The organism is Paraburkholderia sp. EG286B, from assembly GCF_040965655.1.
Lineage (GTDB): Bacteria > Pseudomonadota > Gammaproteobacteria > Burkholderiales > Burkholderiaceae > Paraburkholderia.
Genome location: NZ_JBFRCF010000002.1, coordinates 315,467 through 331,387 on the forward strand (window position 1 = coordinate 315,467; position 15,921 = coordinate 331,387).

Annotated in this window: 14 protein-coding genes and 1 tRNA gene; 5 read left to right on the forward strand and 10 right to left on the reverse strand. The window is 64.7% G+C overall.

The window, feature by feature from the left end; translation table 11 throughout:
* Window position 1: 1 nt before the first annotated feature.
* Entirely contained in the window at window positions 2–1,039 is a 1,038-nt protein-coding gene (locus AB4Y42_RS04810; RefSeq protein WP_028204101.1) for a microcin C ABC transporter permease YejB, read from the reverse strand.
* A gap of 27 nt (window positions 1,040–1,066) precedes the next feature.
* Window positions 1,067–2,896 carry an extracellular solute-binding protein gene (locus AB4Y42_RS04815; RefSeq protein WP_368693530.1) on the reverse strand — a complete coding sequence of 610 codons (1,830 nt, stop codon included), beginning with the start codon at window positions 2,894–2,896 and terminating at the stop codon, window positions 1,067–1,069.
* A 201-nt stretch (window positions 2,897–3,097) separates the two neighbouring features.
* Between AB4Y42_RS04815 and fabI the strand changes: the two genes are divergently transcribed.
* Window positions 3,098–3,886 carry an enoyl-ACP reductase FabI gene (fabI, locus tag AB4Y42_RS04820; RefSeq protein WP_368686169.1) on the forward strand — a complete coding sequence of 263 codons (789 nt, stop codon included), beginning with the start codon at window positions 3,098–3,100 and terminating at the stop codon, window positions 3,884–3,886.
* 139 nt (window positions 3,887–4,025) lie between these two features.
* Here fabI and AB4Y42_RS04825 read toward each other — a convergent pair whose 3' ends face one another.
* The 7 genes from AB4Y42_RS04825 to cysS form a co-directional block, all read right to left on the reverse strand.
* Window positions 4,026–4,406 carry a hypothetical protein gene (locus AB4Y42_RS04825; RefSeq protein ID WP_368693531.1) on the reverse strand — a complete coding sequence of 127 codons (381 nt, stop codon included), beginning with the start codon at window positions 4,404–4,406 and terminating at the stop codon, window positions 4,026–4,028.
* 413 nt (window positions 4,407–4,819) lie between these two features.
* Window positions 4,820–4,913: transfer RNA gene (locus tag AB4Y42_RS04830), tRNA-Ser, on the reverse strand.
* A gap of 224 nt (window positions 4,914–5,137) precedes the next feature.
* Window positions 5,138–6,388, reverse strand: a complete 1,251-nt coding sequence (locus AB4Y42_RS04835) for an aspartate kinase (RefSeq protein ID WP_028204105.1) — start codon at window positions 6,386–6,388, stop codon at window positions 5,138–5,140.
* Window positions 6,389–6,825: 437 nt separating this feature from the next.
* On the reverse strand, window positions 6,826–8,256 hold the full coding sequence (gene tilS / locus AB4Y42_RS04840) for a tRNA lysidine(34) synthetase TilS (RefSeq protein WP_368693532.1): 1,431 nt from the start codon (window positions 8,254–8,256) through the stop codon (window positions 6,826–6,828).
* A 41-nt stretch (window positions 8,257–8,297) separates the two neighbouring features.
* Window positions 8,298–9,269 (reverse strand): acetyl-CoA carboxylase carboxyltransferase subunit alpha, encoded by a 972-nt coding sequence (locus tag AB4Y42_RS04845; RefSeq protein ID WP_342921404.1) that lies wholly within the window; start codon window positions 9,267–9,269, stop codon window positions 8,298–8,300.
* Between the two features lie 128 nt (window positions 9,270–9,397).
* On the reverse strand, window positions 9,398–10,282 hold the full coding sequence (locus AB4Y42_RS04850) for a DNA-3-methyladenine glycosylase (protein ID WP_368686172.1): 885 nt from the start codon (window positions 10,280–10,282) through the stop codon (window positions 9,398–9,400).
* A gap of 47 nt (window positions 10,283–10,329) precedes the next feature.
* Window positions 10,330–11,727: a cysteine--tRNA ligase gene (cysS, locus tag AB4Y42_RS04855; RefSeq protein WP_368693533.1), complete on the reverse strand. Its 1,398-nt coding sequence runs from the start codon at window positions 11,725–11,727 to the stop codon at window positions 10,330–10,332.
* 275 nt (window positions 11,728–12,002) lie between these two features.
* On the opposite strand from cysS, the gene AB4Y42_RS04860 reads away from it, so the two are divergent.
* The 4 genes from AB4Y42_RS04860 (at window position 12,003) to AB4Y42_RS04875 (ending at window position 14,842) form a co-directional block, all read left to right on the forward strand.
* Window positions 12,003–12,713 (forward strand): tetratricopeptide repeat protein, encoded by a 711-nt coding sequence (locus AB4Y42_RS04860; protein WP_368686174.1) that lies wholly within the window; start codon window positions 12,003–12,005, stop codon window positions 12,711–12,713.
* A gap of 58 nt (window positions 12,714–12,771) precedes the next feature.
* Entirely contained in the window at window positions 12,772–13,356 is a 585-nt protein-coding gene (locus tag AB4Y42_RS04865) for a peptidylprolyl isomerase (protein WP_368686175.1), read from the forward strand.
* A gap of 160 nt (window positions 13,357–13,516) precedes the next feature.
* Entirely contained in the window at window positions 13,517–14,011 is a 495-nt protein-coding gene (locus AB4Y42_RS04870) for a peptidylprolyl isomerase (protein WP_368686176.1), read from the forward strand.
* Window positions 14,012–14,044: 33 nt separating this feature from the next.
* Window positions 14,045–14,842, forward strand: a complete 798-nt coding sequence (locus AB4Y42_RS04875; protein ID WP_368686177.1) for a UDP-2,3-diacylglucosamine diphosphatase — start codon at window positions 14,045–14,047, stop codon at window positions 14,840–14,842.
* Window positions 14,843–14,912: 70 nt separating this feature from the next.
* Here AB4Y42_RS04875 and cysE read toward each other — a convergent pair whose 3' ends face one another.
* Window positions 14,913–15,737, reverse strand: coding sequence for a serine O-acetyltransferase (gene cysE, locus AB4Y42_RS04880; protein ID WP_368686178.1), 825 nt, complete (start codon window positions 15,735–15,737; stop codon window positions 14,913–14,915).
* Window positions 15,738–15,921 lie beyond the last annotated feature (184 nt).

Consider the following 15,921-nt stretch of genomic DNA (forward strand, 5'->3'; position numbering starts at 1 on the left):
CTCAGCGCTCCAGTTGTTCGAATTGGATGCGGGGATCGACCCACACGTAACACAGATCGGAGATCAGTTTGGTTAGCAGTCCGATCAACGTGAAGAGGTACAGCGTGCCGAGCACGACCGGATAATCGCGCCGCACGACGGATTCGTACGAAAGCAGCCCGAGCCCGTCGAGCGAGAACAGCGTTTCGATCAGCAGGCTGCCGGTGAAGAACGCGCCGATGAACGCCGCCGGGAAGCCCACCACGAGCGGCAGCAGCGCGTTGCGAAAGACGTGCTTCCAGAGCACGGTGCGCTCCGAGAGGCCTTTCGCACGCGCGGTCAGCACGTATTGGCGGCGGATCTCTTCGAGAAAGGCGTTCTTGGTCAGCATGGTCGTGACGGCGAAACTGCCCACGACCGAGGCCGTCACGGGCAGCGTGATGTGCCAGAGATAGTCGAGAATCTTGCCGCCGAGCGAGAGCGTGTCCCAGTTGTCAGAGGTGAGATTGCGCAGCGGGAAGAGCTGCAGGAACGAGCCGCCGCCGAACAGCACGAGCAGCAGCACGCCCAGCACGAAGCCCGGAATCGCATAACCGACGAGCACGACGAGACTCGTCACGAGGTCGAACCGGGAGCCGTTGCGCACCGCCTTCGCGATGCCCAACGGCACCGATATCAGATACGTGAGAAAGAAGGTCCAGAGGCCGATGCTGATCGAAACCGGCAGCTTGGAAATAATCAGCGACCACACGCTCTGGTGATGGAAATAGCTCTGTCCGAGATCGAAGCGCGCGAAGCGCCCGAGCATCAGGAAATAGCGTTGCAGCGGCGGCTTGTCGAAGCCGTAAAGCTGCTTGAGCTGCGCGATCTGCTGCGCGTCCACGCCCGAATGCGCGCGCATGCCGAACGGCATGCCCTGCTCCGCGCCCCGCCGCAATTCGCGCACCGCCTGTTCGACGGGGCCGCCGGGCACGAACTGGATCACGCCGAAGGTCAGCGTGAGCACGCCGAGCAGCGTCGGGATCATCAGCAGCAGGCGCTTGACGATGTAGCTCCACATGATTCGTTGCTCCCGTCGTGTCCGTTGTCAATGACCGGCCGCTTGGGGCTCGGGCTGCGGCTTGAACCACCACGTCGAGATGATCCAGTCGTTCGCGCCATAGTACAGCGGCAATTTCGCCGGATACGCCAGCGTGTTCTTGAACGCCACCCGGTGCGTCGCGCTGTACCACTGCGGCACCACATAGTAGCCGTGCATCAGCACCCGGTCGAGCGCATGCGTGGCGTCGAGCAATTGCTGGAGCGTCTGCGCCTGCGTGAGCGCCTTGAGGATCGCATCGACGGCCGGCGACTTCAGGCCGAGCAGATTGCCCGAGCCCGGCTCGTCGGCGGCCTTGCTGCCGAAACGGTCGACCTGTTCCGCGCCCGGCACCTGGACGTCGGGGAACTTGATGGTCGTCATGTCGAAGTCGAAGGCATCGAGCCGCTTCTGGTAGAGCGCGAAATCGACCGAGCGATAGTTCACCTGGATGCCAAGGCGCCTGAGCGCCTGCGTGTACTGCGCCATGATCGGCGCCCACTGCGTCGAAGCGCTCGTATCGTCGAGCACCTCGAACGTGAACGGTTCGCCCTTCTCGTTGCGCAGCGCGCCGTCGCGATAGGTCCAGCCGGCCTCGGCGAGCAGCGCGCGCGCCTTGAGCAGATTCGCACGCAGCGAGCCCGGCGGGGTCGTATCGGGCTGCAAGGGCGGCGGCCCGAACACGGCGGGATCGAGCGACTTGCGCCACGGCTCGAGCAAGGCAAGCTCGCCAGGCGATGGCAGACCCTTCGCCTGCAGCTGCGTGTTCGCGAACCAGCTGTCGATGCGGCGGTACTGGCTATAGAACAGCATGCGGTTGAGCCACGGGAAGTCGAGCGCGAGATCGAGGGCGCGGCGCACGCGCACGTCCTGGAACACGGGCTTGCGCAGATTCATGACGAAGCCCTGCATGCCGGTGCCGTTGTGCTGCGGAAATTCTTTCTTGATCAGCTCGCCGCTGTCGAAGCGCTTGCCGACATCGCGCCGCACCCAGTTGCGCGCGACGTATTCGACGAGCGCGTCGTACTCGCCCGCCTTGAAGGCCTCGAGGCGCGCCACGTCGTCCGAATAGAGCTTGTAGGTAATGCGCTCGAAGTTGTTGGTGCCCACCCGCACCGGCAGTTCCTTGCCCCAATAGTTCGGGTCGCGCTTGTAGGTGATCGTGCGGCCGTTCGAGTAGCGGTCGATCACATACGGGCCGCTGCCGATCGGTTGCTCGAACGCGAGCTGATCGAAGGCGATGCGGCTGCCGTCCGGGCGCAAGCCCCACTTGTGCGAGAACACCGGCATGCCGCCCGCGATGAGCGGCAGCTCGCGGTTGTTGCTGCGGAACTCGAAGCGGATCGTCGCGGGATCGACCACCACCGCGCGCGTGATTTCGCTGAAATACGCCTGCATGGAGGGCGCGGCCTGGCGGCTCTTGAGCGTGTCGAGCGAGAACTTCACGTCTTCGGCTGTCACCGGATCGCCGTTCGAGAAGCGCGCCTTCGGGTTGATGTGGAACGTCACCGAAAGCGCGTCGGGCGCGATACGGATGTCGTCGGCGAGCAAACCGTAGGCCGACGCCACTTCGTCGAGGCTCCCCGTCGTGAGGCTCTCGAACAGCATGCCGAGCCCCGGGGCCGCGTTGCCGCGCAGCGTGAACGGGTTGAACTTGTCGAAGCTCGTGAGGCGGTCGGGATTGGCGAGGACGAGCGTGCCGCCCTTGGGGGCATGCGGATTCACGTAGTCGAAGTGCGCGAAGCCTTGCGGATATTTGGGCTCGCCGTACTGCGCGATGGCGTAGACCGCATGCGCGCACGGCATGGCCAGCAGGCCGCATGCGAGCGCCAGCCCCATCGCCGCCAGCCTTTTGGCAAGTGCGAGCCGAGCCGCAGGAACGGTTGCCCCAAGCGCGCCAAGCGCCGTCCTGCCTCGCGTTCCTGTCGTCATAGATCGGTAATTGTCCAGGCTGCCTTGTCAGTTGTGAGAGAATTCTACCCAAACCACGCGGCGCCGCCCCCACTGGCGCTGGCGCATTGACCTGATTTAGGAGAATTCATGGGCTTCCTCGCTGGCAAACGCATCCTGTTGACCGGCCTGCTGTCGAACCGTTCGATCGCGTACGGCATCGCGCAGGCATGCAAGCGCGAAGGCGCGGAACTGGCGTTCACGTACGTCGGCGACCGCTTCAAGGACCGTATCACCGAGTTCGCGCAGGAATTCGGCAGCGACCTCGTGTTCCCCTGCGATGTGGCCGACGACGCACAAATCGAAGCGCTCTTCACGAACCTCAAGCAGCACTGGGATACGCTCGACGGCCTCGTCCACTCGATCGGCTTCGCGCCGCGCGAAGCGATCGCGGGTGACTTCCTCGACGGCATGACGCGCGAGAACTTCCGCATCGCGCACGATATTTCGGCATACAGCTTCCCGGCGCTCGCCAAGGCCGCCAAGCCGATGCTCGCGCAGAACGCTTCGCTGCTGACGCTGACCTATCTCGGCGCGGAGCGCGCGATTCCGAACTACAACACCATGGGCGTCGCGAAAGCCGCACTCGAAGCGAGCGTGCGTTATCTCGCGGTGGCGCTCGGGGCGCAAGGCGTGCGCGTGAACGGCATTTCCGCCGGTCCGATCAAGACGCTCGCGGCAAGCGGCATCAAGGGCTTTGGCAAGATTCTCGACTTCGTCGAGCAGAACGCCCCGCTGCAGCGTAACGTGACCATCGAGCAGGTCGGCAACTCCGCCGCGTTCCTGCTCTCCGATCTGGCTGCCGGCGTGACCGCCGAGATCATGCACGTCGACTCGGGCTTCAACGCCGTGGTTGGCGGCATGGCCGGCCTCGAGTAAGCCTCTCTTCGCGGCGTCGTTGCGCGCACAACGGCAAGAATGCAAAAGCCGCCCACTGGGCGGCTTTTCTTTTGGCGCGACGCCTGGTGTGCGATGCGCACCGTGTCACGCGCATCACGCCGGCAATGAGCCTCGCGGCTTAGTGCCAATGTCCCGGAGGACCACCGTGGTCGCGGTCGTAGTGGTCGCGGTCGTAGTGGTCGCGGTCGTAGTGGCCGCGGCCCGGACCGCCGTAGCCGCCGTGGTGGCGATACCAGTCGTCGCGCCCCCAGTAGCGGCGGCCATCCCAGTAACGATCGCCGTGCCAGCCGATGACGATGGCCGGCGGCGCCGCATAAACAGGCGCCGGCTGATAGACGACCGGTGGCGGAGGCGGCGGCGCGTAGACCGGTTGCGGAGCGACATAGACCGGGGCCGGAATACCGATGTTGACACCAACGCTCACGCCAGCCATAGCAGCACTCGATGCGCCGATAGCCACGCCCCCGAGCAGCATTGCAACAACACGTGGGAACTTCATGGACTCACCTTTCGGGTTTGATGTTTTGTTGAAGCCAATATAACGCACGGCTTTCGCCCGCGTATTTCAAACTTGTAATAACTGATGCACAAACCTGGCCTGCGTTCGATGTCGTTACGTCTCGTTACACTGGGCGGCGGATGGCCAACAGCGCCGGGGAGAATAGCATCGCTTGCACCGGTGCGCAGGAGACCCCGCATAACGCGCGAAGCCCATTCCATTTATCGGCGCCTCGATGCAGAACCTTTGCTCGCGAGCGCGCCACTGCAATTTACCTGGTATTCCTGAAGGTTGTTGCAGCACCTCTTCCCTCCCCTCGAACGACGACACATTGCTTGCTCACATCGAGCAATTGGCGACCCAAAAAACAAAAACCCCGCAAGCCGAGACTTGCGGGGTTCCGCCGCCATTACTGGCGGAGACGGAGGGATTCGAACCCTCGATCCAGGTTTTGGCCCAGATGCTCCCTTAGCAGGGGAGTGCCTTCGACCTCTCGGCCACGTCTCCCGAAAACTTCGTTCGCGCCAGGGAGGCAGCGCAACGAAGCAAAGATAATAGCGGGTTAGCGCCTTCCGGTCAATTCATACGACGCTTTTTTGCAAAGTTTTTTCCGCAAGCGCACAACAAACGTCATGCGCGGCATCGCGAAGCGGAATCGAGCGGAAAAACCGCGTCACACCCTCGTCACACAACGCAAACGCGGCGCGACGGCCGCGCAAAAACAGCGCGATTTACGCGTGCTCGAGGTCGAACGCCTTGTGCAGCGCGCGCACCGCCAGTTCCATGTACTTCTCGTCGATCAGCACGGAGATCTTGATTTCCGAGGTCGAGATCATCTGGATGTTGATACCCTCTTCCGAGAGCGTGCGGAACATCTTGCTCGCCACGCCCACGTGCGAGCGCATGCCCACGCCGACCACCGAAACCTTCGACACCTTCGCGTCGCCGAGCACCTGCTCCGCGCTCACGTGGCCCTTCACCTGGTTATTCAGCACGTCGATGGCGCGCTGATAGTCGCCGCGGGGCACCGTGAACGTGAAGTCGGTCTTGCCGGCCACGCTCTGGTTCTGGATGATCATGTCGACGTCGATGTTCGCGTCCGCCACCGGGCCGAGGATCTGATATGCGATGCCCGGCTTGTCGGGCACGCCCATCACGATGATGCGGGCCTCGTCGCGCTGGAACGCGATACCCGAGATGACTGCTTTTTCCATGGTCTCGTCTTCTTCAAAAGTAATCAGGGTGCCCGAGGACATTTCCTCGTCGAGGTTCATCATCGGGTCGGTCAGGCTGGAGAGCACGCGCGTCTTCACCTGATACTTGCCCGCGAATTCCACCGAGCGGATCTGCAGCACTTTCGAGCCGAGGCTGGCCATTTCCAGCATCTCTTCGAACGTAATGCGGTCGAGACGGCGTGCGTCGTCGACCACACGCGGGTCGGTCGTGTAGACGCCGTCGACGTCCGTATAGATCAGGCATTCGTCGGCCTTAAGCGCCGCTGCGACTGCAACCGCCGACGTGTCCGAGCCGCCGCGGCCGAGCGTGGTGATGTGGCCTTCCGGGTCGATGCCCTGGAAGCCCGTGATCACGACCACCTTGCCGTCGTCGAGATCGGCCAGCACGCGCTCGCCGTCGATGTCGTTGATGCGGGCCTTGGTGAACGAGCTGTCGGTTTTGACCGGCACTTGCCAGCCGGTGTAGCTGATGGCGTCGACGCCTGCTTCCTGCAGGGCGATCGACAGGAGGCCGACGCTCACCTGCTCACCGGTCGACGCAATCATGTCGAGCTCGCGCGGGCTGGGCTGCGGCGAAATTTCTTTCGCGAGACCGAGCAGACGATTGGTTTCGCCGGACATTGCCGAGGGCACGACGACCATCTTGTGGCCGGCCTTGTGCCATTTGGCGACGCGCTTGGCGACGTTCTTGATGCGCTCGACCGAGCCCATCGAGGTGCCGCCGTATTTGTGTACGATGAGTGCCATTGTCGTTCTGAACTGGAGATGTTACCGCGCTGGCGCACTGAAGAACCGGGCCGCCCGGACGCCTTGGGGCCACGGCGGCGGCTTCAGCGCGTGCAGCACGCGCGGGGTTTTGCCTCAGGGGCGCGAAGGCCGGCGCATCGTGTCGACGCGCGCTGGTGCCTTGCACTCGCGCCCTGCCCGCATGCCGCTACGACGTCCCTGCAACCGTCGGGTACCGCTCGAAGGAAAAATCGCGCCTTCACGAGACACGCCGCTTTTGACGGCGTCCGCGAACGCGAAAAAGCGGGCTGGACAAACGACTTACACTACCCGATTGACGCCCAAATTACAAGACAGAACACGCTTGCGGATGCCGAAAAAGGCTTGCGCCGCAAGGATTTGCGGGGGAACGATCACCCTTCGCGTCGGCGAATTGATCGGTGACGTCGGACGCGACTTCAGGCGATCAGCACATCCTCGCGCCATTCGATGCGACGCCAGGCCGCGCCAGGTTCGCCGGGTGTCGCACCGAACGCCGACCGGTTCACGCCGATACGGGGCACGAACAGCAAAGTCTCGCCCACATAGAGCAACGGCACGTCGCGCTCCCATGCCGGCACGCCGCGCGTCTGGAACAGGTTCTTGAGCGTGCGGCTCACGTTCGCGGCTTCGTCGCGCAGGCGCTCGCCGCCGCTGCGCTCGCGCGCGACGAGCGGCGCGCTCGCGAGCACGCGCTCGGGAACGGCGTCGGCATCGTCGGGAGCGGCGGGCGCGAAGACGTAGGTCCCGCGCCATGCCGGCAGCCGCCAGACTTCCTCGCCGCGCCAGGTCAACGACACAGGCGCACGCGCATGAGCGGCGCCCTCGCCTGCGCGTTCGTCGCGCGCGCGCACGGCTTCCCACGAGACGATGCCGCGATACACGCGCAAACGGTGTCCGGCGTGATCGACGCGCAATGCGTGACCGCTCACGTCATCGCGCGCAATCTCGCGCAACTGCCGCAACATATCCGCAAGCCGCGCCGTCGATGCCGCCGGCAGGCCAAGCGCGCGCATCCAGTAACGCAGCACATTGAGCGCGCGCGCATCGTCGAGCGCGAGCAGCGCGGTGTGTGAAAGCGCGCTGTCGCCCTCGCGTCCAGCGTCGCGCAAATCGATGCGCGCGAGATCGTCGAGCAGACGCTGCGAAGAAGCCGCATGCGCCGCCGTGCGCGCGAGCGCATCGCGATAACCGGGAAAATGGGCCGAGAGCGCCGGCATCACGTCGTGACGCAAGGCGTTGCGCGCATAGCGCGTGTCGTCGTTGGATTCGTCGTCGATCCAGTGCAGGCCGTGCGCGCGGGCATAGCGCTCCAGTTGCGTGCGCAACAGCGCGAGCAGCGGCCGCATGCGCGCCACGCCATTCACGCTCGCACGTGCGGGGGCCATCGCCGCGAGCCCCGCGAGCCCGGCGCCGCGCAGCAGCTGCAGCAGCACCGTTTCCGCCTGATCGTCCGCATGCTGCGCGAGCCAGAGCGCCTGCACGCCGTGCGCCACGCACATCGCGTCGAGCGCGCGGTAGCGCGCGTCGCGGGCAGCCGCCTCGACGCCGGCCGCGTCGTCGCGCGCCAACTCTACGCGCCTCGCGTCGAACGTCACGCCATACGCGTGCGCAGTCGCCTCGCAGTGGGCAAGCCATGCGTCGGCATTCGCGCTCAGGCCGTGATGCACATGCAGTGCGACGAGACGCTGCGCTCCGGCCGCCCGCACCGCGGCGTCCAGCAGCACGGACGAGTCGAGCCCGCCGCTATACGCGATCGCGATGCGTGCGTCGTCGGCAAGCGTGGAAAGCACAACGCCGAGCGCATCGAGAACGATGCGCCCGGCGTCGGATTCGGGATGGTCGGTCACAGCAGGACCGCAGACGTCGAGGAGCGTTGGCGTCGCGCGCCTTACGCGCCCGGCGTCGTTTCCTTGAACTTGCCGTAGGCCATCAGGCGCTCGAAACGGCGCTGCTTCAGGTCGGCGATGCTCATGCCCTGGAACTGGCGCAGCGAGTCCGCAAGCGCACGGCGCAGCAGCGCGGCCATGCCCTTCGGGTCGCGATGCGCGCCGCCGAGCGGCTCGTTCACGATCTTGTCGATGAGGCCCAGCGCCTTCAGACGGTGCGCCGTCAGGCCCAGCGCTTCAGCGGCTTCCGGCGCCTTCGCGGCGCTCTTCCAGAGAATCGACGCGCAGCCTTCCGGCGAAATCACCGAGTAGGTCGAGAACTGCAGCATCATGACGGTATCGGCCACGGCCACGGCGAGCGCGCCGCCCGATCCGCCTTCGCCGATGATCGTCGTGATGACCGGCGTCTTGAGTTCGGCCATCACATAGAGATTGCGGCCGATGGCTTCCGACTGGCCGCGCTCTTCCGCGCCGATGCCCGGGTACGCACCCGGCGTGTCGACGAACGTGAAGATGGGCAGGCCAAACTTCTCGGCGAGGCGCATCAGGCGTTCGGCCTTGCGATAGCCTTCCGGGCGCGGCATGCCGAAGTTGCGCGCGGCGCGCTCCTTCGTGTCACGGCCCTTCTGGTGGCCGATCACCATGCAGGCCTGGCCATTGAAGCGCGCGAGGCCGCCGACGACGGAAAGGTCGTCCGCGAACGAGCGGTCGCCATGGAGTTCGTGAAAATCGGTAAACAACTCGTGCACGTAGTCGAGCGTGTACGGACGCTGCGGATGACGCGCGATCTGCGAAACCTGCCACGGGCTCAGGTTCGCATAGAGGTCCTTCGTGAGCTGCTGGCTCTTCTTCGACAGCCGCTCGATTTCTTCCGAAATATCGACGGCCGAATCGTCCTGAACGAAGCGCAGTTCTTCGATCTTCGCTTCCAGTTCAGCGATCGGCTGTTCGAAATCCAGAAACGTGGTCTTCATGTGTGGGAATCCTTCACTTTGCGGCAGCGCGTATTCTAACCGCGCCAGCCCGCGCCGAAATCGGCTCAGAACTATCGATTTCTTCGATCGATAGCATTTTTCTTAGTCACTGACGACTGCCCCGGGCCTCACGACGGCTCGAGGCTGCGCCACATATACCAGGTCGCGACGGTACGCCACGGCTCCCAGTTGGCCGCGACTTCGCGCGCTTCGCTGCGCGTGACCGGCTCGCCACTGAAATAGTTGACGCTGATCGCGCGGATCAGGCCCAGATCGTCGAGCGGCAGCACATTCGGGCGCGCGAGATTGAAGATCAGGAACATTTCGGCGGTCCAGCGGCCAATGCCGCGAATCGCCGTGAGCTCCGCGATCACGTCTTCGTCGTCCATCGACGTCCACTTGCCGACGTGCAACGCACCCGAAACGAAGTGCTGCGCGAGATCGAGGATGTATTCCGTCTTGCGTTTCGAGAGGCCGCACGCGGCCAGCTTTTCGTGACCGAGTTTGAGGAATTGCTGCGGCACGAGCTTTGGGCATGCGGCTTCCACACGCTGCCAAAGCGCCTGCGCCGCCGCCGTCGAAATCTGCTGGCCGACCACCGAGCGCGCGAGCGTGACGAACGGATCGTCGCGGCTCAACAAATGCACGGGGCCGAACTTCGGAATCAGCTTCTTGAGAATACGGTCGCGCTTGACGAGGTCCGCGCAGGCCTTGTCCCAATAGTCGGGACGCTGCACTTCGAACTCGAGATCGCCCAGCGCGTTCGCCGCGGGCTCCACGGCTTCGAGTGCCGCCGGACCAGTGGAGAGCGCAGCCTCGATGGCCGCGCCGTCGAGCACTTCGTGCGAGCCGGACGCGCCGTTGGTTTTCCCACGCGCCGTCTTCGCAGCCGCCTTTGTCGCTGCCTTGCCGCCCGCTCCATTGAGCGCACGCTTTGCACCTGCGGGCGCGCCCGCAGTTCCGCCCGTTAGCGACGCAGACCGCCTGGTCTGCGTCTTCGTGGCCGTTGCCATCCTGCCTCCTGCCTCGCGAATCGATCAGTGGAAACTGGACAGCCCGCTTACACGCGGCGCCACTCGGTCAACCCGCCCGGTTTGTCTTCGAGCGCGACACCGGATTCGAGCAGTTCGGCCCGAATCCGGTCCGCCTCCGCATATTGCTTCGCCTGCTTGGCCGCCGTGCGCGCCGCGATCTTTGCTTCGATCGCTGCCACGTCGAGCGCGCCTGCATCTTGTGCGCCCGCGGCCTGTTGCAGGAACACGCGCGGCTCGCGCACGAGCAGCCCGATCACACGTGCGAGGCGCTGCAGCTGACGCGCGAGCATGGCGTCGCGCGTGCGGTTCACCTCGCTCGCGAGTTCGAACAGCACGGCGATCGCCACCGGCGTGTTGAAATCGTCGTTCATTGCCGCACGAAAACGTTGCGCGTACGGCTCGTCCCAGTCAAGCTCGCCCGCGTCCGGCGCCACGTCCTTCAACGCGGTGTAAAGACGCGTGAGCGCGTTGCGCGCGTCGTCGAGATGCGCGTCGCTGTGATTCAGCGGCGAGCGGTAATGCGCGCGCGCCATGAAGAAGCGCACCACTTCGGCATCGTACTTCGCCAGCACTTCGCGGATCGTGAAGAAGTTGCCGAGCGACTTCGACATCTTCTCGTTGTCGATATTCACGAAGCCGTTATGCATCCATGTATTGACGAACGTCTTGCCGGTCGCGCCTTCGCTCTGTGCGATCTCGTTCTCGTGGTGCGGAAACTGCAGGTCCTGGCCGCCGCCATGAATGTCGAAGTGCTCGCCGAGCAACGTGCAGCCCATGGCCGAGCATTCGATATGCCAGCCCGGACGCCCGCGTCCATACTTCGAGTCCCAGCTCGTGTCGGCCGGCTCTTGCGGTTTTGCCTGTTTCCACAACACGAAGTCAAGCGGATCCTGCTTGGCATCGTTCGTCGCCACACGCTCGCCCGCGCGCAGGTCTTCGATCGACTTGCCCGAGAGCGCGCCATAGTTCGCGAACTTGCGCACCGCGTAGTTCACGTCGCCGTCCGTACCCTGGTACGCGTAGCCGTTGCGCTCGAGCTTGCCGATCATGTCGAGCATCTGCGGGATGTACTGCGTCGCGCGCGGCTCATGATCGGGACGCTCGATGCCGAGCGCGTCCGCGTCTTCGTGCAGCGCTGCGATGAAGCGGTCGGTGAGCTGCTTGATCGTCTCGCCGTTTTCTACCGCACGACGAATGATCTTGTCGTCAATATCGGTAATGTTGCGCACATAGGTCACGTTGTAGCCGATCGCGCGCAGCCAGCGTTGCACGATATCGAACACCACCATCACACGCGCATGCCCGACATGACAATAGTCGTACACCGTCATCCCGCAGACGTACATACGCACGACGCCGGGCTCGAGTGGCACGAAATTTTGCTTGTCACGCGCGAGCGTGTTGTAGATGCGCAGTGATTCCATAAAGGCGATGGATACGTGGGTCGAAAGAAATCCGCGGCGGCGCCGACCGCAGCCAGCGGGTGATGCCCGCATTGCTCAGGCTGCTGTCTGTCGGCGTCCGGACTGCAACCAGGTTGCTATCGGGGCGGAGACGACCACGAGTGGCGTTGGAAAGCCCGGCGACTCGCGCAGCGCGCCCGGAATGCGAATGAAACGGGCGAGGGACAAAGCGCGCGACGAAAACGCACAGACCTTTTGTTAGAATGGCTCGGAGTATAACACCGCGACCTCACCCTATGAAACCTTCCAGCGGCCGCGCGCCCCGTGCTGCGACCCTTGCCGCGTCGGCTCTCTCGAGCGTCGCGATCGTGCTGTGCAGTGTCAGCATCGCGCATGCCGCGCCCCCGGCGACCTCCGACGCGACGCCCGGCGCCGACGCCGCGATCAGCCAGCACGACTGGGCTGGCGCGCTCAGCCAGCTCGACGCGCGCATCAAGACGAACCCGCGCGACGTGCAGGCGAAGTTCAAGCGTGCGACCATTCTCGCGCGCCTGAACCGCGACGACGACGCGATCGAGGCGTTCACCGAACTCACGCAGCTCTACCCCGAATTGCCCGAGCCTTACAACAATCTCGCGGCGCTTTACGCGAAGCATGGCCGCTACGACGAGGCGCGCGTCGCGCTCGAAACCGCGGTCAAGGCGAACCCGTCGTACGGACTCGCGTGGGAAAATCTCGGCGACCTTTACCTGCGTCTGGCCGACGCGTCATACCGCCGCGCGCAAACGCTTGGCCATGCAAGCGCCACCACGCAGCAGCGCCAGGCCGACATCGCGAAGATCATCTCGCCGCCGCCCGCGCAAAAGAAGTCGGCCGCCGCAGCGGCAGAAGGCGCATCGGCAGCGAGCCCGTCGGCCATCGTGCCCGCGCTCAGCAACCCCGCGTACCAGTTCGGCGGCTCGACGGGGTCGCTCGCGATGCCGCCTTTCGTGGCGCCGTCGAACTAACATCTGGCGCGCAGCGTGCGCGCCGCGACACGTTTTTCCCGCACTTCCGAGGATACTCATGAAATGGTTGATGTTGGCGCTCGGCAGCGCCGCCCTGATCGCGAACGCACCCGCCTTTGCGCAAAACGGCCAGCCGGCCGCCGCGCATCCGCAAGTGCTCTTCAAGACCAGTGAAGGCGACATTCGCGTCGAGCTCTATCCGGAGAAAGCGCCGAAGACCGTCGACAATTTCCTGCAGTACGTGAAGTCTGGCCAGTACAACGGCACGATCTTTCATCGCGTGATTCGCGGTTTCATGATCCAGGGCGGCGGCTACACGCAAAGCTTCGTCGAGAAGCCCACGCGCGCGCCGATCGCGCTCGAGAGCAAGAACGGCCTGAAGAATCTCACGGGCACGATCGCGATGGCGCGCACGAGCGACCCGAATTCGGCCACCGCGCAGTTCTTCATCAACACGGTCGACAACGCCGGCCTCGACTATCCGAACCCGGACGGCAACGGCTATGCCGTGTTCGGCAAGGTCACGCAAGGCATGGACGTCGTGAAGAAGATCGAAGCGGCGCCCACCACCTCGCGAGGCCCGATGGCCGACGTGCCGCAAAAGGAAATCGTGATCGAGTCGGCGACCGTCGTCGGCAAATGAGCACGCCGGCAACACGCCAGTTAATCATCGACTAACCGGGCGGCAGCGCCGCCCTCACCCGTCGCACGTCGCGGCGCCGGCACACGCGTTGGGCAACACGCCCCGCCTCTTGCCGATGCAGCGACGTTCATTCCCCCAGCCACAGGCAAAGGAACCCATCATGGTCGAACTGCACACGAACCACGGCGTCATCAAGCTCGAACTGAACGCCGAGAAGGCCCCGAAGACGGTCGCCAACTTCCTCAACTACGTGAAGAACGGCCACTATGACGGCACGGTGTTTCACCGTGTCATCGACGGGTTCATGATCCAGGGCGGCGGCTTCGACGCCGGCATGAAGCAGAAGCCGACCGAAGCGCCGATCGAAAACGAAGCGAACAACGGCCTGAAGAACGAGCGCGGCTCGATCGCCATGGCGCGCACCAACGACCCGCATTCGGCATCGGCACAGTTCTTCATCAACGTCGCCGACAACGACTTCCTGAACCACTCGTCGCCGACGCCGCAAGGCTGGGGCTACGCCGTGTTCGGCAAGGTCGTGGAAGGCCTCGAAGTGGTCGACAAGATCAAAAAGGTCAAGACGGGCTCGAAGGGCTTCCATCAGGACGTGCCGGTCGACGACGTCGTGATCGAGAAGGCTGTCGTCGCCGAATAAGCTTCACATAACTCTCACGCACCCCCTTCATCGATGCTGCAGGAAAAGGCTTTACGACACGCTGCCGCGGGCGTGCCCGGCGAGGGCAAGCGCCCGCACGCGGCTCGTCCGTTTCTGTTCATTTCCGATGTGCATCTGAATGAAGGGATTCCGCGCACGGTCGCCGCGTTCGAGCGCTTCATCCGGGTTACGGCCGATCAGGCCGACTCGGTGTTCATACTCGGCGACCTCTTCGAATACTGGATCGGTGACGACATGCTCACCGATGTGTTCCCCGCGCGCATGGCGGCGCTGATGCATACGCTCTCCGAGCGCGGCATCGCGCTCTACATCATGCACGGCAACCGCGACTTTCTGATGGGCAAGCGCTTCATGAAAGCCGCGGGCGCGATCTGGCTGCCCGACCCCATCGCGATCACCGCGTTCGGCACGCGCCTCGCCCTCGCGCACGGCGACGCGATGTGCACCGACGATCACGGCTATCAGCTCTTTCGCAAGCTCGCGCGCAACCGGCTCGTGCAGTTGCTGTTTCTGGCGTGGCCGTTTCGCTGGCGGCGGGCGATCGCCGAGCGGGCGCGCCGCGCGAGCGAGAACAAACGCAGCGGCCCGCGTCTGCCGAAGTACGACGTCACCGTCAAAGGTGTCGCGGCGCTTTTCAAGCGCGCGCGTGCGAACACCATCGTGCACGGCCACACGCACCGGCCGGCGCGCCACCAGGAGCCCGGCGGCACGCGTTGGGTCTTGCCCGACTGGGATCTCGATCACGGCAAGCCGCGCGGCGGCTATCTGCGCGTGGATGCCGAAGGCTTCAGGGTGCTGCCGCTGGACTGAGGCGCGACGCTTTTACTTTTAGCCCCGCGCTTTTGGCGCCTCGCTATCAGCACCCGCCTCGCGCCACGCCTCAAACGCGCGCAGGCGCCTTCTCTTCTTCGCGGCTCGACGCTTCGGCTTGCGGGCCGCCGCATTCCAGCCCCTCGGATAGACGCCGCAATTCGGCGAGCGCCGCATCGGCGCCGTGCAGCGCCTCGAGTCGTGCGCCGAGCCGCTCGAGCGCGACGACGATCGCATCGACGCGCTGCGTCTGCGTAGCCGCGTGGTCGATCAGGCCGTGGATCGCGAGCGAAACCGGGTCGTCGGCATTGGGCGTAATGCCATAGGCGCAAAAGCCCTCGCGCGCCGAGGCGGGTTTCGCCTGCACCGACGCGGTCTTCGCGGGCGCGACGACACGTGCGGGGTTGCCCACCGCCGTCGCGCCTTCCGGCACCGGCTTCACGACCACGGCGTTCGAGCCGATTTTCGCCCCGGCGCCCACCGTGAAGCCGCCGAGCACCTTTGCGCCCGCACCGACGATCACGCCCGGACCCAGCGTCGGGTGGCGCTTCGCGCCCCGCGTGAGCGACGTGCCGCCGAGCGTTACGCCCTGGTAGATCGTGCAGTCGTCGCCCACTTCGGCCGTCTCGCCGATCACGACGCCCATGCCGTGATCGATGAACACGCGCCTGCCGATGGTCGCGCCCGGATGGATCTCGATGCCCGTCAGGAAACGCGCGACCTGCGAAACGTAGCGCGCGAGCCAGCGGCGCTTCGCGAGCCAGCACGCATGCGCGAAGCGATGCAGCACGAGCGCGTGCAGACCCGGATAACAGGTCAGGACCTCCCACGCGCTGCGGGCGGCGGGATCGCGCTCGCGGATCGTGGCAATGTCTTCGCGAAGTCTCTTGAACATGGCAGTCACGCTAAAAACGGGTGAAACATGGGGAATGGCGGCCGCGCGACGCCGCAGCATGCGCGCAAGCGGCGCACCGGCTATTGCAGCCGCGCGCATTTGCTTATGAATTTTTCGCCGGTTTTCAGCCGATTGTAGGCGCAAAGCCGATTCGAGGTCGGAAGCCCCCGTCGGTGGCAAGGTT